The following is a 15,663-nucleotide window of genomic DNA, read 5'->3' as shown; positions in this document are numbered from 1 at the left end:
CCATGGCTAAGAAGAGCAAGATCGCGCGCAACGAGCAGCGCAAGGTCATCGTCGAGCGCTACGCCGAGCGTCGTGCCGAGCTGAAGAAGACCCTGATCGACCCGAACGCGACCGACGAGGCCCGCGAGGCCGCACGTGTCGGCCTGCAGAAGCTGCCGCGCAACGCGTCGCCGGCTCGCGTGCGTTCGCGCGACGTCATCGACGGCCGCCCCCGTGGTGTCCTCACGAAGTTCGGCATCTCGCGTGTCCGCTTCCGTGACATGGCGCACAAGGGCGAACTGCCCGGCGTGACCAAGTCGAGCTGGTAAGTCTTACCGGTCCCTGAGCTTGTCGAAGGGAAGGGGCGAGGATCTTCGGATCCTCGCCCCTTTCGCGTGTGCCGGGGGTGGTGCCCCTTCCGCGGCGAAGGAGTTCTCACGCGATGAAGGAGCGGATGCGGCATCCGCTCCGTCATTCCGCGAGATCTCCTTCACGGCAGGTGAGCTCGTCCGGCGGGTCCGCCGGAGGGAACACGGCTCCCGCCCACCTCTCCTGCACATTCGGCCGAGAGGGGAGATCCACTCCGACCCTGGTGCAGACCCGGATCTGTGCTGCTCCCTGCGTCACCATCGTCGGATGGATCCGGTCGAGGAGCTGCGGCGTCGTGGCGGAGTGGCGAGAGTCGCGACCCTCCGCGATGCAGGCGTGAGTGAGCACGCGCTGCGCCTGTCGAAGCAGAGCGGGGGGATCAGGACCGTGCGCCCGGGCTGGGTGGCTCTGCCGGATGCCGACCCTCGAGTGGTGGGAGCGGCGGCTCGCGGAGTGGTGCTGAGCTGCGTCACCGTCGCCGAGCGGTCCGGGCTGTGGGTGCCGACGGCATCCGCTCTCCACGTCGCCGCGCGACCCCACGCGGCACGGGTGCGCGTTCCTCCGCAGGTCGTCGTGCACTGGTCGAAGCCCGTGGTGGCGCGCCCGCCCGATGCCCTCGTCGACGATCTGCCGAATGCGCTTGCACTGATCGCACGGTGTCAGCCGCTCGAGACGGCACTCGTCATCTGGGAATCCGCGCTGAACAAGGGCCTGGTGCACGCGTCCCGGCTCCGGCAGCTCGAGCTTCCGTCGGGCGCGCGGAGGATTCTGGAGATGGCACGGCCCTTCGCCGATTCGGGCCTGGAGACCATCTTCGTGCACCGGTTGCGCTGGCTGGATGTGCGGATGCTGCCGCAGGCCTGGGTTCTCGATCGACGTGTCGACGTGCTGATCGGCGCGCGGCTGGTCGTGCAGATCGACGGCGGACACCACGTCGGAGCGCAGCGCACGAGGGACATCTCGCACGATGCCCAACTGACGCTGCACGGGTATCACGTGCTGCGCTTCAGCTACGAACAGATCGTGGATCGATGGCACGAGGTGCAGGCCGTCGTCATGGAGGCCATCGCACAGGGGAAGCACCTCTGGTGACCCCGTCCCTCCCGGAGTGAAGGAGATCTCACGCGATGAAGGAGCGGATGCGGCATCCGCTCCTTCATTCCGCGAGGTCTCCTTCGCGACAGGCAACCGCCCCCCCGTCACGCGACGGATGCCGCCACGTGCGCCTTCGCCCAGGCCAGCGCGTCGTCGGCGATCTGCTCCCAGCCGTCCTGACTGACGAGCCGATGCGTGCGGCCGGCGTACTCGCGGCGCTCGACCACGGCGGGGCTGCCGGTCGAGCGGTACTTCTTCTCGATCGCCCGCACGATGGCCGGCGGCACGACGTGGTCGATCTCACCGGCGATGAGCAGCAGCGGGGCACGGTCGGCGCGAGCGTAGTCGACCCGAGTCACGCCGCCCTTCTCGTTCACGACCGAGGTCACACCCTCGAAGAAGACCCGGTTGTACGAGTTGACTGCGTACTCCTCCCAGAGGGCGTCGGATGCCGCGCGCGGCAGGTCGTTGCCGAAGGTGAAGTGGAAGTGCCGCTTCGACAGCGGCTTCGCGCCGTTGCGTCCGAACGGATTCGACAGGATCGGCGTGCCGGTCCACAGCGTCGACAGGGGGAGCGCGGTGACGCCCGCCGTCTGTCCGGGTGCGACGCCGACATAGGCCACGCCGAGTCCGCGGTCGGCGAGCATCTGCGTGATCACGCCGCCGAACGAATGGCCCATGATGATCGGCTTCACCGGCAGGCTGCGGATGATGCGCTCGTAGTGGTCGGTGATCTGCTTCAGGCCGATGCCCTTGAGCGCCTTCGGGTCGCGACGGATGTCGGCGACGGCGCGGTCGTCGATGCCGGGCCACCCGGGAACGATGACCTCATGTCCCTGAGCGCGGAAGCGGTCCGCCCACGTGTCCCAACTCTTCGGGGTCATCCAGAGGCCGTGGATGAGGACGATGGGGGTCTTGTCGGTGCTGTTCATGGTTCCTTCTCCTGTCTGCCTCCCGCTTCTCGGAAGTGCGATAGGCTCAGAGTAGACCGATCGTTCTATCTACCGCAACCCTCTCCGACAAGATCTTTTGAATCCGCGATCGCGACCGAGGGGATGCGACGATGAGAGGAGACATCATGGACACCACGACGAAGAGGCCCAGCCCCGCCCGCGCCCGGCTCATCGACGCCGCGACCCGCCTGTTCTACGAGGAGGGGATCCACGCGGTCGGCGTCGATCGCATCCTCGAGGAGGCCGAGGTCACCCGGGCCACCCTCTACAAGCAGTTCGGCGGCAAGGAGAACCTCGTCCTCGCCTATCTGCGCGGGGAGGACGAGATGCTGCGCGGCATGTTCGCCGAGGCGGGCGCCGCGGTGGCGCGGCCCGCCGAGCTGATGGATGCCGTCGTCGAGGGCATCGCCGGCGACATCCGACTCCGCCACACCCGGGGGTGTCCGTTCATCAATGCCGCAGCGGAGTACCCGGATGCCTCCGGCGCCGTGCGGCGGCTCATCGACGAGCACCGCGAATGGTTCCGATCGACGCTGCAGGAGGTAGCGACCGCCGCCGGCCTGGAGCGCCCGGCCGAGGTTGCAGCATCCCTCGTTCTCCTCCGCGACGCGGCCCTGGTGGGCGGCTATCTCGACGGCGATGAGCGGGTGACCCCGGCGTTCACCCGCACGGCGGGCGCGGTCATCGACGCGCACCGCGGCCGCTGACCGTTTCGGAAATCTGTGACTGGAGTGACGAAAGTGGCGCGACACGCCCAGGAATTGCTCAAAACCCGCGAAATGACGCGGAAATCCGGGTGGTCGTTGATACATTCGAGGCGGTCACTCGACCAACGGGAGGCATCCGCCCCCCGCACGACAAACGATGCGACGGGATCTCGTCGCTGGAGGATGACATGGCTGACAAGTCCATCACCAAGACCGAGCTCGTCGCGAGCATCGCAAGCGCCACCGGCCAGAGCCAGGCCACCGTCTCCGGTGTCCTCGACTCGCTCTTCTCCACGGTCTCCGACGCTGTTGCCAAGGGCAGCAAGGTCTCGATCCCGGGCTGGATCTCGTTCGAGCAGGTCGACACCGCCGCTCGCACCGGCCGCAACCCGCAGACCGGCGCCGAGATCAAGATCCCGGCCGGCAAGCGCGTCAAGGTGACCGCCGGCTCCAAGCTCAAGGCTGCCGTCAAGTAAGCAGGCGAGCCTCGTGGAGGCCGCCGCCCCGGTCGCATCGACCGCGGGTGGCGGCCTTCGTCGTACGGCGGGCGGGTGCGCCGGACCGGATGCCGCGGCTTAGGCTGGAGGGGTGACCTCCCGCGCCGAGACGACCGTCGGGTCTTCGGCGTATCGACTCGCCGGGATCGCGATCCTCGGCGTCGCCGCCATGATCGCCGTCGTGCTCGCGCTCGCCTTCGGCGGAGGGGCGAAGCCGCCGCTGCTGCAGGACCCCGGGCCGTTCGTGCTCTGGGGAACGCCCATCGCCCGCCTCGTCATGAACATCGCGGGCGCGGCCATGCTCGGATCGCTCGTCCTCGCCCTTTTCGCGCTGCGGGCGGGCGCACGGGCGTTCGACACGGCACTCGACACGGCCTCGATCGGGGCGGCGGTCTTCACCGTCGCATCCGGCCTCGCGGGGTTCCTCTCCTTCATGGCCGCGTTCAACCCCCGGTTGAGCATCGAACCCGAGTTCGGCGCGCAGCTGGGACGGTTCCTGCTCGAGCTGCCGCTGGGCCAATCCTGGCTCATCACCACGATCTTCGGCGCCGTCATCACCGTGCTCGCGTTCGCGTGGCGCTCGTGGACACCCACCCTCATCACCGCGGTGCTCGCCGCGGCATCCTTCCTTCCGCTGGCGACGCAGGGCCACGCCGGCGACCTCGCCGGTCACAACATCGCGGTCAACTCGATCCTGCTGCACATGGTCGCCGCGGCGGTGTGGCTGGGCGGCCTGCTGCTCCTCGTGGTCCTGAGAGGGCGAGCCGGCGTCGACACCCCGCGGCTCGTCGCCCGGTACTCGTCGCTGGCCATCGCCGCGTTCGCCGTCGTCGCCGTCTCGGGCGTGACGCGGTCGATCGTCGCGGTGGGAAGTTGGAACGCGCTGTGGACCACTCCCTATGGCGCGATCGTGCTGGCCAAGGCGGCTCTGCTCGTCGGAATGGGCCTGCTCGGCGCCTGGTATCGCACCCGCCTGATCCCGCAGCTCGACGGCGCGCACGCCACGCGCTGGTTCTGGGCGCTCGTGCTCGGCGAGGTGGCGCTGATGGGGCTGGCCTCCGGAGCGGCGGCCGCTCTCGCCCGCACGCCGCCGCCGACCGGCGAGACGGCCGCGTTCGCGCAGACGCCCGCCCAGATCCTGACCGGGGCGACGCTCCCGCCCGAGCTCACCCTCGAGCGCTGGTTCACCTCGTGGAACATCGACGTCCTCTGGCTCGTCGCCGCGGGCTTCGGTCTCTTCCTCTACCTCGCCGGGGTCGTCCGCCTGCATCAGCGGGGCGATCGCTGGCCGATCCATCGCACCGTGTTCTGGGTGCTGGGCATGCTGATGCTGATCTGGGTGACCGGCGGGCCGATCAACGCCTACCAGGAATACCTGTTCAGCTTGCACATGCTCGGCCACATGATGCTGTCGATGGCCATCCCGCTGCTTCTCGTCTCGGGCGCGCCGATCACGCTCGCCCTCCGCGCCGTCCACAAGCGCGACGACGGCACGCGCGGCGGTCGCGAGTGGATCCTGTGGGCGGTGCACTCGCCGGTCGCGCGCGTGCTCACCCACCCGTTCGTCGCGGCGGCGATCTTCATCGTGTCGCTGTGGGCGTTCTATTTCACCGATCTGGTGCGCTGGTCGATGTACGAGCACCTCGGGCACGAGTGGATGGTCATCCACTTCCTCTTGTCGGGCTATCTGTTCGTGATGAGCCTCATCGGAGCCGACCCGGTCCCGTACCGCCTCCCGTACCCCGGTCGTCTCATCACGCTCATCGCGGTGATGGCGATGCACGCCTTCTTCGGCATCGCGATCATGATGCAGGAGGGGCTGATGGTGGCCGACTGGTTCGGCTCGATGGGCCGCGACTGGGGGGCGAGCCCGCTCGACGATCAGTACGTGGGCGGCGGCATCGCCTGGTCGATCGGCGAGATCCCGACCCTGATCCTGGCGATCACCGTGGCGATCCAGTGGAGCCGCAGCGACACCAAGCTGCAGAAGAGGCGCGATCGGCACGCCGACCGCACGGGCGACGCCGAGCTGGAGGAGTACAACGCCCGCCTCGCCGCGCTCGCCGAGCGCGACCGGCGCGCAGTGGAGCAGCAGAGCCGATGACGCGCGTCCTCAGTCGGCCACCGGATCGTCGGGCGATCCCACGCGGATCGACGCCGACCCGTCGGGCAGGATGACGATCGTGCCGTTGACCTGGAACGGCACGTCTTGCGCGACCGGTTCGACCTTCCCGTCGAACAGCGACTGGATCTCGACCTCGACGTGCGCCACGGCATCCGTCGCCGGGATCATCCAGTGCCCGCCGTCGGGCACCACGGCGACCTGCGGCTGCGCGGCGATCGACCACTTCGGGGGCGAGGCGATGCGGTTGCGCACTTCGAGGCCGAAGGGGCACGCGGTCGGCTGCAGCACCTCCTGCGTGGTGCACTGGGTGAGATACTCCTCGACCCGCTGCTGAACGACCTCGATGAACTCGTCGGTGGGTGTCGTCTGCACGTCGAGCGGCGTGGTGGCGAGCGGGGTGTCGGCGAGGATGCCGCTGCCCGACGACTCCGAGATGGCGGTGTCGACCGTGACCGAGTAGAGGCCGGGGGTGAACACGAGCAGTGGCAGCGGATCGAGAGGAGCGGCGTCCGCGCCGGCGACGGACACCTGTCGCCGGTCGACCTCGAACCCGTTGACCGCGAAGCGGTCGGCGCCGCGAAGGGTCAGCTCGACGACCGCCAGGGGGCTCGTCGCGAAGCGCCAGTCGGGCATGACCCCCGCCCACCCGTTCTGCTCGACGAAGAACGTCGTCTCGCCCTCGTGCCCGCCGGCGGTGTAGCTGACGGTGACCGCGGTCTTGCCGTCGTGCGGCTTCTCCGATTCGATCGTGACATCGGTCAGGGGCGAGAGGGCGGAGTGGCGCAGCAGGGCTTCGGATGCTGCGGCGTCGATGCCCGTCTGCTCGAGCGTCTCGCGGTCGACGGAGACCCCGGGAACACGGAGGGCATCCGCCGCCCGCCCGGAGGAGAGCAGATCGAGGTAGCGCGAGACGAAGGCCGAGGGTCCGTAGAACTGCTGGTAGAGCGTGGCGCCGCCGGCTGCCAGCGCGGCGATGAGGGCGACTCCGACGATCGCGAGCAGTGTCAGGTCGACCGCGAGACGGGCGCGGCGGGGCGCCGGGGTCTCGACCTGCTTCATGGCGCAATTCTAGGAGGACGGTGCTGGGATGACGCCGAGGGTCGGCCGTCGCGGGTCGATCGCACGACGTAGCATGGGTGGGCCCGGAGTCCACCTGTCGCCCGTGAGAGAACCGTGTCCCTTCCCGCCCTGTCCGAGGAGCAGTACGAGCTGTTCCGGCTGATCGAGGACACCGGCGAACACGTCTTCATCACCGGGCGCGCGGGCACGGGCAAGTCGACCCTGCTGCAGTACTTCGCCTGGAACACCGAGAAGCAGATCGCGATCTGCGCTCCCACCGGTGTCGCCGCGCTGAACGTCGAGGGGCAGACGATCCATTCGCTGTTCCGGCTGCCGATCGGACTCATCGGCGACGCCGACATCGACCAGAACGATGCGACCCGTCGCATCCTGAACGCCATCGAGACCCTCGTGATCGATGAGATCTCGATGGTCAACGCAGATCTGATGGATGCGATCGACCGCTCGCTGCGGCAGGCACGAGGGCGACGCGGGGAGCCGTTCGGCGGCGTGCAGGTGGTGATGTTCGGCGACCCGTATCAGCTGGCGCCGGTGCCGCCCCGCGGCGACGAGGCGCGATATGTCGCCGACCACTACCGTTCGTTCTGGTTCTTCGACGCGAAGGTGTGGGCGGGCCCGTGGACGGGCAGCGGCATGCGGGCGGAGGCTCACGGGTACGGCTCGTCCGACCAGGCCGGCCTGTTCGAGGTCGATACGCGCGCCGAGCTGCACGTGCGCGAGCTGGTGCAGATCCACCGGCAGTCGGACGACGGCTTCAAGGCGATGCTCAACGCGGTGCGCTACGGGCGCGTCACGGCGGAGATCGCCGGGGTGCTCAACGCGCAGGGTGCTCGCACTCCGCCCGATCCCGAGCCGGGCGAGGTGCCGATGATCACCCTCGCGACACGGAACGACATCGTCAACCGCATCAACGGACAGCACTTGGCCGCCCTGCCCGGAAAAGAGCAGACCGCCCGTGCCGAGGTCAGCGGCGACTTCGGGCGCGGTGAGGCGGCGCTGCCGGCGGAGTCGGAGCTGAAGCTGAAGGTCGGCGCGCAGGTGATGTTCCTGCGCAACGACACCGCGATGTCGGGAGAGCCGCCGCGCTGGGTGAACGGCACGATCGGCACGGTCGTGCGCATCCTCGGCGGTGCGGTGCGGGTCGACATCGACGGGGAGGAGGTCGACGTCGAGCCGGCGGTGTGGGAGCGATTCCGCTACGCGTACGACCAGAGCACGAAGAAGCTGACGCGCGATGTGGTCGCCGAGTTCACGCAGTTCCCGCTGAGGCTGGCGTGGGCGGTGACGATCCACAAGTCGCAGGGGAAGACCTATGAGCGGGCGGTCATCGACCTGGGATCGGGTGCGTTCGCCCCGGGACAGACGTACGTCGCCCTCAGCCGTCTGACGTCGCTCGACGGCCTGTACCTGTCGCGTGCACTGCGCCCGAGCGACATCCGCGTCGATGAGGATGTGCGTCGATTCATGCGCGAAGCCTGGCTCGCGAGGACGACTCCCGAGCTTCCGACCCCCGGTCGTTGAGCCCCGCGGTCGTCGAGCGAGCCGCAGGCGAGGCGAACGCGTCAGGCCGCGACGCGCGCCCGGTCGAGGTCTTCGAAGAGCTCGGTGTTGAAGCGGTAGGCGAGGAGCACCTCGTCGATCACGCGTTCCTGCTCGGCCTCGTCCCAGGGTGCGGCGTCGAGCTGCTCGCGGTAGACGTCTTTGAACGCGGACGGGTCGGCGATGTCGTCGAAGAGGTAGAACCCGATGCCGTTGGTCTCGAAGCCGAAGCGGCGGGCCATCACGCGTCCGATGAAGATGCCGCCCGAGAGGTCGCCGAGGTAGCGCGTGTAATGGTGGGCGACGAAGCCGCCGGCCCAGGTCGCGCCGACCTGCCGGATGCGTTCGACGTAGCGCTGCGTGGTGGGCAGGGGCGCGATGCGCTCGCGCCAGTCGTCACCGAGCAGGAACTCGAGGTCGGCCTCGAGCGCGGGCAGGCGCGTGAGCTTGTCACTGAGGAAGACGGATGCCACGGGGTCGTGGCGCATGCGCTCGCCGGCGCTCTCGAGTGCCTCGTAGATGAAGTAATGCTGCGCGACGAGCGAGACGTAGTCGTCGCGGGAGCCCTCGCCTTTGAGCAGGTCGGCCATGAAGCCGGCGCCTTCGCTGCGCGAGTGCGAGCCGGAGGAGCGCTCGCGCAGGGCGGCGGAGAAGGAGAGGATCTCGGGCATGGGATCAGTGTAAGGGTCACCTAACCTCATGCGGAAGCCTGGAGTTGCGGGTCAGGCGTGCGGTCGCGGATCTACGCCCAGCCGAGCGCATGCGGCGTCGTAGAGGGCGACGACCTCGCGTCGGACGGCGGGACGCTCGTCGATCGGGCCACCGGGCCACGGGACACGGATCTCGGTCACGGCCCCGTCGCGCGTGATGCTCCACGTGCCGCCCTCGCCGTCGAATGCCGTCATGACGGCATCCGTGATCGGGCTGTCAGCAGGCTCAGCGAACGCACGGGCGATGAGCAGGTTGTCGTCGGTGTGGTCGCCGTTCATGTGACGCAGGACGGCGCTGACCACGTCGGCATCGAAGGTATGGGGCACGGTGACACTTTACGGGTGGAGGGTTCACCCCCGTCCGGCCCTCCCGGGCCGCGCCGCGCCGATGCCGTCTTTCAGCATCCGTCTTCTAGACTCGGGAGACACGTCTTCGGGGGTTACCTTCCATGCAGCTTCTCTCGTCGCGCCGCTGGCGCGCCGCCGCGGCCACTGCGGCCGTACTCGGTCTCGTCCTGACCGGGTGCTCGGCAGGCGAGTCGTTCACGTACACCCCGCCGGCGCAGGTCGACGCCGCGCTCCCCGACGACACGGTGACCGCGATGCAGGCGGCCGTCGACAACGCGATCGTGGCGTCGGGAGCGACGGGAGCGATCGTCGGCGTCTGGGTTCCCTGGAGCGGAAGCTGGGTGTCGGCCAGCGGCACGCAGGAGCGCGACGGCGGCGACGAGATCGCCACCGACATGTCGTTCCGCATCGCCGACGTGACGCGCCTGATGACCTGCGACGTGCTCTACGCGCTGGCCGACGAGGGCACCGTCGAGCTCGACGCGAAGGTGCCGAAGTACGTCTCGGGGGTGCCCGACATGGAAGACATCACCCTGCTCGACCTGTGCAACGGCACGAGCGGCGTCGGCTCGTCGGAAGAGACGGTCAAAGCGGCATGGCTCAACACCCCCGAGCGGGTCTGGGCACCGCTGGAGCTCGCCGGCTACGGGCTCGGCCGCGACCGCACGACCCCCCACACCACGTTCCGCGATTCCGACGCCGGCTACCTGCTGCTCGGACTCGCCCTCGAGCGGGCCTCCGGCATGACCGCATCGCAGCTGATCGCCGAATACGTCACCGAACCCCTCGGCCTGCCCGACACCGCGCTCCCGAACGCGGCCTCCGCGGCGCCGTCGACGGGCCCGGTCATGACCGGCCATTACCTCGGCGCGGTGGAGGGCGGCTACGACTGCACGGCCCCGATCGACATCACGAAGCTCTCGTCGAGCTCGGGCTTCACCGACTCGGGAGTCGTCTCGACCATCACCGACCTCGGCCGGTACGCGCAGGCTGAGGCCGCGCAGGCGCTCCGCACGAAGGACGAGCCGAACCGTTACGGTGCGCCCCTTCCGGTCAGCGACCAGGGACCTTCCTGGTATCAGGCGACGGGCGGCGGCTACCTCGTCGGTTCACTGGTGGGTCAGCACGGCTGGACCCCCGGCTACGCGACCGCCGCCTACTCCGACCCCGCGACCGGATTCACCGTCGCCGTGGTGCTGAACGACTCGACCGCCGGCGCGATCTTCGCGCAGTACCTCTCGTGGGAACTCGCCGCCATCGCCTCGAAGGCGGCGCCCGCCTCAGGTCAGACCGCGCCCGAGTTCGGTCTTCCGTTCACGTCGGAGCAGTACCATCGGGCGATCACCGACGCGGCCCTGGTCTGCGTCGCTCCGGCTGCCGGCTGATCCCGGCCGGCGAATCCGGCCGGCGGCTGATCCCGGCCGCGCCTGAGATCCCCTGCCGGCTGATTGCGCCCGCGCCTCAGCTCTCGTCGTCGTCGATCTCGACGCCCGGACCGGGACCCGGTCGCACCGCGGCATCCGGGGCGATGTCGATACGGGTGTTGCCCTCGTGCTCGCTGACCTCGATGCGCGGTGCGGCGTCGGCCTCGGTGGCGTCGGGCGCGGCGGTCAGCTGATCGTGCCGCTTCTCCTCGCTGGTCATCTCGTCAGCCGATCCGTGTTCAGGCGTGCTCATGGGTGTCCTCCGGGGTGTGGGCGGTGTCGTTCTTGCGGGTCGAGCGTGTGCGGCCCCATCGCGCCAGCAGGAAGAGCACGACGCCGACGGCGAGCAGGATCGCGCCGAACAGCCAGACGATCGGTCGCTGCTGGGTGAGCAGCAGGATGCACGAGCCGATGCCGAGCACCGGCACGAACGTCCAGATGCGGAAGTGGTCGTGCTCGACGCGGTCGCGCCGCAGCACCAGCACCGACACGTTCACGCTGAGGAAGACGAACAGCAGCAGCAAGACGACCGTCTCGGCGAGCGTCGCGAGGTCGCCGACGAGGGTGAGACCCATGGCGACGAGGGTGGTGGTGACGATGGCCACCCACGGCGTCTTGCGCTTCGGCAGCACGCGCCCGAGCGTGGCGGGCAGCAGGTCCTGTTCGGCCATGCCGTAGGTGAGGCGGCTCACCATGATCATCGTGAGCAGGGCGCCGTTCGCCACCGCGATGAGCGCGATCAGACTGAAGAGCCACGACGGGATGCTGATGCCGGTCGCCTCGACGACCGCGAGCAGCGGACCGCTCGACTCCTGCAGTTCGGATGCCGGCAGCGCGATCGAGCTCGCCAGTCCCACCAGCACGTAGACGGCGCCGGCGGTGAAGAGCGCCGCGAAGAGCGCGCGAGGGTAGGTGCGGCGGGGATTCTTGACCTCTTCGATCATGTTCGCCGACGTCTCGAAGCCGACGAAGGAGTAGTAGGCGATGACCGCCCCCGCGAGCACGGCCATGCCGACGCTCGTGCCCTCGGGTGCCTGCGTGATGCGCGACACGTCGCCGCCGCCGCCGCCGAGGAGGATCGCCACCACGGCGATCACGATCACCAGCCCGCTCAGCTCGATCGCCGTCATGACGAGATTGGCTCCCATGGATTCCCGGATGCCACGGGCGTTCAGCAGCGCCACCACCGCGAGGAACGCGATGGCCACGGGAATCGTCGGAAGATCGATGAAAGTGCGGAAGTAGTCGCCCGCGAACGCGATGGCGAGGCCCGCGGCGCTGGTCACGCCCGCCGCGAGCATGCTGAAGCCCACGAGGAACGAGACGATCGGGCTGCGGAACGCGCGCTCCGCGAAGACGGCCGAGCCACCGGCGCGGGGGTACTTCGTCACGAGCTCGGCATAAGACCCGGCCGTGAGGAGCGCCAGCAGGAGGGCGAGGAGCAGCGGCGCCCACAGCATCCCTCCCACCTTCTCGGAGAGCACGCCCATCAGGGCGTAGATGCCGGCCCCCAGCACGTCACCGAGGATGAACGCGAACAGGAGCGGGCCGGTGATGGCCCTCCGCAGGCGAGTGGGGGTTTCGGCCGCGGGCGGGATGTCGGTCGTCATGCCGACACCATAGAGGTGCGCTCGGGCTGAGACGACGGGGTTGACAGCAGAGGCCGCCCCTGGCGCGTGCGCGCCGAAGGAGTTGTGCGCCTCGGAAGGACCGATCCGGCCGATCGATCCTTCCGAAGCGCACATCTCTCGCGGAGGCGAACGGATGACTCGCCCTGCACGGATGGTGGAGATCGGGCGTTCTTCACATCCGCTGGATCGTTCGCGCGGAGTGAGGTCGCTCGTCGCGGACCGGCGACAGACTCGGCGGATGAGAAGCGTCGAAGAGCTGGTCGCCGAGCTGGGCCGGAAGGGCGGTGTCGCGCGGACGGCGTGGGTGACGGAGCAGGGATTCTCCCGTCGTCGCGTGGACGATGCGGTGCGTCGGGGTGCTGTCATCAGGCCGCGTCGCGGATGGCTCGCCGATCCTCACGCCGAGCGCACGCTCCTCGCGGCCGCACGTTTCGGGGTGGTCCTCACCTGCAGGACGCAGGCGGCCCTGCTCGGACTCTGGGTCCACGACCCCTCCGGACCTCCGCATTTCGCGGTGCCGCCTCATTCGAGGGGACGCCTCCCGATCGCCGCTCGACTGCACTGGGGCAGTGCCGTGGTGCCGCGGCATCCGGATGCTCTCGTCGACCCGATCGAGAACGTGCTCGCGCACATCGCGGAATGCGAGCCGTTCGAGCGGGCGCTCGCGACGTGGGAGTCGGCTCTCAACAGATCCCTCGTCACCGTCGAGGCCCTGCGGAACCACGACTGGCGGCCGGCCGCGCGCCGAGTTCTCGACCACGCCCTCCCCTTTGCGGATGCCGGACTCGAGACGTACCTCCGGGTTCGCCTGCGCTGGCTCCGGGAGCCGATCCGTGTGCAGATCTGGATCGCCGGACACCGCGTCGACACGCTCATCGGCGAGCGCCTCGTCGTGCAGATCGACGGCGCGCATCACGTGGGTGCGCAGCGCAGCGAAGACATCCGCCACGATGCCGAACTCCGCCTGCAGGGATTCCATGTGATCCGCGTCTCCTACCCGCAGGTCATGTTCGAGTGGCCGTCGGTGCAGGATCTGATCATGCGCGCGGTGGCGCGGGGGCTACATCGCGCCCGGTAGCGGGCGCCTCAGAAGGAGATGTGCGCTCTGGCAGGACGGATGCCGCGTAAACGACCTTCTGGAGCGCACATCTCCTACTGAAGCGCACGGGCGGATGGCGCTACGAGCGGGGCGGGAACCGCGCCTCAGCGAGCGGGGGCGGGAACGCCGACTCCGTGGAGCGCGTCGACGAGCGGCACGAGCTCGGGCTGTGCCGCTGCGGCGTCGAGTGCGCGCTCGAGCGTCGCGTCGTGGACGGGACGCGCGCGCTCGTACAGGTCGCGCCCGGCCGAGGTCAGCTCGGTGTAGATGCCGCGCCGGTCGTCGGCGCAGAGCACCCGGGTCAGCAGTCCGCGCTCCTCCAGCCGGTTGACCAGTCGCGTGGTCGCACTGGGGCTGAGCGCGGTCGCACGCGCCAGCTGTTGCATGCGCATGTGCCAGCCGTCCTGGCGCTCGAGGGCGTCGAGCACCGTGTACTCCACGACCGAGAGGCCGACCGCCTCGGCCAGGCCGCGCTCGAGCTCGGCTTCGATCAGTCCGTGCAGCGCGGCGAGCGTGCGCCACCCCTGTGCGCGCACCTCGACGGCGTCGTCGGCGATCCCCACGGCACACCTCCAGGTAGTTGCTTGCGCTTTATAGTTGCGTGTGCAAGCATTGTGTTTCGACGCGCAATATGCCGCGTCTGCAATCACCTCACTCTATCAGGAGAAATCGTCATGCCCGCAGGATTGATCGCTCTCGCCATCGGGGCCTTCGGCATCGGACTCACCGAGTTCGTCATCATGGGGCTGCTGCCCGAGGTCGCAGCATCCTACGGAGTCAGCGAATCCGCCGCCGGATGGCTCATCTCGGGGTATGCGCTGGCCGTGGTCGTCGGGGCCCTCGTGCTGACGGCGGCGACCACCCGCCTGCCCCGCAAGCCGGTGCTGCTCGGACTGCTCGTGCTGTTCATCGTCGGCAACGCGCTCACCGCCCTCGCCCCCGACTACGGCACCGCGATGGTCGGACGCATCATCGCCGCGCTGTGCCACGGCGCCTTCTTCGGCATCGGCTCGGTGGTCGCGGCCGGTCTGGTCGCCCCCGCGAAGAAAGCCGGCGCCATCGCCATCATGTTCACCGGCCTCACCGCCGCGAACGTCTTCGGCGTGCCCTTCGGCACGTTCCTCGGTCAGCAGTTCGGCTGGCGCTCGACGTTCTGGGTCATCTCGGCGATCGGAGTGCTGGCGTTCATCGGCATCGCCGCCCTCGTGCCCGCGCTCGCCGATCCCGACGACAGCATCAGCCTCCGCCGCGAGCTGCGCGCGTTCCGCTCCGGTCAGGTGTGGCTGTCGCTGGTCGTGACCGTGCTCGCCTTCGGCGGCATGTTCGGCGCCTTCACCTACATCGCCTACACGCTGACCGAGGTCAGCGGCTTCGCCGACGCGGCGGTGCCGTGGTTGCTGGTGCTCTTCGGCGCCGGACTCGTGATCGGCAACGCGGTCGGCGGCCGTCTCGCAGACCGGGCCATCGACCGCACGCTCATCGTCTTCATCGCCGCGCTGGTGGTCGTCCTGGCCCTGTTCGCGCTGCTGGCCGGGTCGGCTGTCGCCGCCGTCGTCGCCCTGTTCCTCATGGGCGGGTTCGGATTCGGCACGGTGCCCGCGCTGCAGAGCCGCGTCATGCACTTCGCCGGAGGGGCCCCGACCCTCGCCTCCGGCGCCAACATCGGCGCCTTCAACCTCGGGAACGCCCTAGGCGCCTGGGCCGGCGGGGTCGGCATCTCGGCGGGACTCGGCTACACCTCTCCGATCTGGATCGGCGCGCTGATCACCGGCGCCGCCCTCGTCGTGATCGTGGTCGCCGCAGCCCGCATGCGCGTGCCCGCCGCCGACGTCGAGGAGCGGATGCCGGCCGCCGCGGCCGCCCCGCGCTGACGCGCTGCGCGGGGCGCTGCGCGGGGCGCTGCGCGCTGCGCGCCCCCGCCCCCCGCCCCCAACCCCATGCCTCCGGCATCCGTCCCGTGCGCTTGGGAAGGTGATGTGCGCTCCGCAAGGTCGTTTGCGTGGCATTCGTCCTGCCGGAGCGCACATCTCCTCCTGGAGCGTCCGCTACCGCGCGAGGCGCAGTCGCTCTCGCCTGTGCGCAGCCCCGTGCGTCCGGCATCCGCCCG

General features: G+C 69.4%; 16 protein-coding genes. 9 read left to right on the top strand and 7 right to left on the bottom strand.

The features are described from left to right. Positions 1-2: 2 nt before the first annotated feature. Positions 3-308 carry a 30S ribosomal protein S14 gene (gene rpsN, locus AB3M90_RS10140; RefSeq protein ID WP_412951834.1) on the top strand — a complete coding sequence of 102 codons (306 nt, stop codon included), beginning with the start codon at positions 3-5 and terminating at the stop codon, positions 306-308. Positions 309-615: 307 nt separating this feature from the next. Further along, complete coding sequence (locus AB3M90_RS10135; RefSeq protein ID WP_412951833.1) at positions 616-1,440, top strand: endonuclease domain-containing protein; 825 nt, start codon at positions 616-618, stop codon at positions 1,438-1,440. Between the two features lie 107 nt (positions 1,441-1,547). Here the strand turns inward: AB3M90_RS10135 and AB3M90_RS10130 are convergent, their stop codons facing one another. Next, positions 1,548-2,375, bottom strand: coding sequence for an alpha/beta hydrolase (locus AB3M90_RS10130; RefSeq protein WP_412951832.1), 828 nt, complete (start codon positions 2,373-2,375; stop codon positions 1,548-1,550). Between the two features lie 146 nt (positions 2,376-2,521). Here AB3M90_RS10130 and AB3M90_RS10125 point away from each other — a divergent pair, with 146 nt between their 5' ends. The 3 genes from AB3M90_RS10125 (at position 2,522) to AB3M90_RS10115 (ending at position 5,704) form a co-directional block, all read left to right on the top strand. Then, the gene (locus tag AB3M90_RS10125; RefSeq protein WP_412951831.1) at positions 2,522-3,103 is read left to right on the top strand and encodes a TetR/AcrR family transcriptional regulator; all 582 of its coding nucleotides are present in this window, start codon (positions 2,522-2,524) and stop codon (positions 3,101-3,103) included. A 188-nt stretch (positions 3,104-3,291) separates the two neighbouring features. Beyond that, a complete protein-coding gene (locus tag AB3M90_RS10120; protein ID WP_412951830.1) occupies positions 3,292-3,579 on the top strand; it encodes an HU family DNA-binding protein in 288 nt (95 codons plus the stop codon). 190 nt (positions 3,580-3,769) lie between these two features. Beyond that, entirely contained in the window at positions 3,770-5,704 is a 1,935-nt protein-coding gene (locus tag AB3M90_RS10115) for a bifunctional copper resistance protein CopD/cytochrome c oxidase assembly protein (RefSeq protein ID WP_412952686.1), read from the top strand. Between the two features lie 9 nt (positions 5,705-5,713). Here the strand turns inward: AB3M90_RS10115 and AB3M90_RS10110 are convergent, their stop codons facing one another. Then, entirely contained in the window at positions 5,714-6,784 is a 1,071-nt protein-coding gene (locus tag AB3M90_RS10110) for a hypothetical protein (protein WP_412951829.1), read from the bottom strand. A 114-nt stretch (positions 6,785-6,898) separates the two neighbouring features. Here AB3M90_RS10110 and AB3M90_RS10105 point away from each other — a divergent pair, with 114 nt between their 5' ends. Next, the gene (locus AB3M90_RS10105) at positions 6,899-8,326 is read left to right on the top strand and encodes an ATP-dependent DNA helicase (RefSeq protein WP_412951828.1); all 1,428 of its coding nucleotides are present in this window, start codon (positions 6,899-6,901) and stop codon (positions 8,324-8,326) included. A 41-nt stretch (positions 8,327-8,367) separates the two neighbouring features. Here the strand turns inward: AB3M90_RS10105 and AB3M90_RS10100 are convergent, their stop codons facing one another. Both AB3M90_RS10100 and AB3M90_RS10095 read right to left on the bottom strand, forming a co-directional pair. Further along, complete coding sequence (locus AB3M90_RS10100; protein WP_412951827.1) at positions 8,368-9,015, bottom strand: biliverdin-producing heme oxygenase; 648 nt, start codon at positions 9,013-9,015, stop codon at positions 8,368-8,370. Between the two features lie 51 nt (positions 9,016-9,066). After that, a complete protein-coding gene (locus tag AB3M90_RS10095) occupies positions 9,067-9,381 on the bottom strand; it encodes a DUF2470 domain-containing protein (RefSeq protein WP_412951826.1) in 315 nt (104 codons plus the stop codon). Positions 9,382-9,503: 122 nt separating this feature from the next. On the opposite strand from AB3M90_RS10095, the gene AB3M90_RS10090 reads away from it, so the two are divergent. After that, entirely contained in the window at positions 9,504-10,787 is a 1,284-nt protein-coding gene (locus AB3M90_RS10090; protein WP_412951825.1) for a serine hydrolase domain-containing protein, read from the top strand. 76 nt (positions 10,788-10,863) lie between these two features. Here AB3M90_RS10090 and AB3M90_RS10085 read toward each other — a convergent pair whose 3' ends face one another. Continuing rightward, positions 10,864-11,079 carry a multidrug transporter gene (locus tag AB3M90_RS10085; protein WP_412951824.1) on the bottom strand — a complete coding sequence of 72 codons (216 nt, stop codon included), beginning with the start codon at positions 11,077-11,079 and terminating at the stop codon, positions 10,864-10,866. After that, on the bottom strand, positions 11,066-12,436 hold the full coding sequence (locus tag AB3M90_RS10080) for an APC family permease (RefSeq protein WP_412951823.1): 1,371 nt from the start codon (positions 12,434-12,436) through the stop codon (positions 11,066-11,068). Before AB3M90_RS10080 ends, AB3M90_RS10085 begins: the two co-directional genes overlap by 14 nt. Positions 12,437-12,695: 259 nt before the next feature. On the opposite strand from AB3M90_RS10080, the gene AB3M90_RS10075 reads away from it, so the two are divergent. After that, entirely contained in the window at positions 12,696-13,535 is an 840-nt protein-coding gene (locus AB3M90_RS10075) for an endonuclease domain-containing protein (RefSeq protein ID WP_412951822.1), read from the top strand. Positions 13,536-13,660: 125 nt separating this feature from the next. Here AB3M90_RS10075 and AB3M90_RS10070 read toward each other — a convergent pair whose 3' ends face one another. Next, on the bottom strand, positions 13,661-14,119 hold the full coding sequence (locus tag AB3M90_RS10070; RefSeq protein ID WP_412951821.1) for a MarR family winged helix-turn-helix transcriptional regulator: 459 nt from the start codon (positions 14,117-14,119) through the stop codon (positions 13,661-13,663). A gap of 111 nt (positions 14,120-14,230) precedes the next feature. Here AB3M90_RS10070 and AB3M90_RS10065 point away from each other — a divergent pair, with 111 nt between their 5' ends. Then, on the top strand, positions 14,231-15,427 hold the full coding sequence (locus AB3M90_RS10065; protein ID WP_412951820.1) for an MFS transporter: 1,197 nt from the start codon (positions 14,231-14,233) through the stop codon (positions 15,425-15,427). Positions 15,428-15,663: the final 236 nt, after the last annotated feature.

The organism is Microbacterium martis (assembly GCF_047246685.1).
Taxonomy (GTDB): Bacteria; Actinomycetota; Actinomycetes; order Actinomycetales; family Microbacteriaceae; genus Microbacterium.
The sequence above is the reverse complement of the archived record's forward strand: the minus strand, read 5'-3'. Positions and strand labels throughout refer to the sequence as shown.

Excerpts from the sequence above, each read along its gene's own strand:
- rpsN (WP_412951834.1), top strand. The coding sequence starts at position 3 with ATGGCTAAGAAGAGCAAGATCGCGCGCAACGAGCAGCGCAAGGTCATC.
- AB3M90_RS10135 (WP_412951833.1), top strand. The coding sequence starts at position 616 with ATGGATCCGGTCGAGGAGCTGCGGCGTCGTGGCGGAGTGGCGAGAGTC.
- AB3M90_RS10130 (WP_412951832.1), bottom strand. The coding sequence starts at position 2,375 with ATGAACAGCACCGACAAGACCCCCATCGTCCTCATCCACGGCCTCTGG.
- AB3M90_RS10125 (WP_412951831.1), top strand. The coding sequence starts at position 2,522 with ATGGACACCACGACGAAGAGGCCCAGCCCCGCCCGCGCCCGGCTCATC.
- AB3M90_RS10120 (WP_412951830.1), top strand. The coding sequence starts at position 3,292 with ATGGCTGACAAGTCCATCACCAAGACCGAGCTCGTCGCGAGCATCGCA.
- AB3M90_RS10115 (WP_412952686.1), top strand. The coding sequence starts at position 3,770 with ATGATCGCCGTCGTGCTCGCGCTCGCCTTCGGCGGAGGGGCGAAGCCG.
- AB3M90_RS10110 (WP_412951829.1), bottom strand. The coding sequence starts at position 6,784 with ATGAAGCAGGTCGAGACCCCGGCGCCCCGCCGCGCCCGTCTCGCGGTC.
- AB3M90_RS10100 (WP_412951827.1), bottom strand. The coding sequence starts at position 9,015 with ATGCCCGAGATCCTCTCCTTCTCCGCCGCCCTGCGCGAGCGCTCCTCC.
- AB3M90_RS10090 (WP_412951825.1), top strand. The coding sequence starts at position 9,504 with ATGCAGCTTCTCTCGTCGCGCCGCTGGCGCGCCGCCGCGGCCACTGCG.
- AB3M90_RS10085 (WP_412951824.1), bottom strand. The coding sequence starts at position 11,079 with ATGAGCACGCCTGAACACGGATCGGCTGACGAGATGACCAGCGAGGAG.
- AB3M90_RS10080 (WP_412951823.1), bottom strand. The coding sequence starts at position 12,436 with ATGACGACCGACATCCCGCCCGCGGCCGAAACCCCCACTCGCCTGCGG.
- AB3M90_RS10075 (WP_412951822.1), top strand. The coding sequence starts at position 12,696 with ATGAGAAGCGTCGAAGAGCTGGTCGCCGAGCTGGGCCGGAAGGGCGGT.
- AB3M90_RS10065 (WP_412951820.1), top strand. The coding sequence starts at position 14,231 with ATGCCCGCAGGATTGATCGCTCTCGCCATCGGGGCCTTCGGCATCGGA.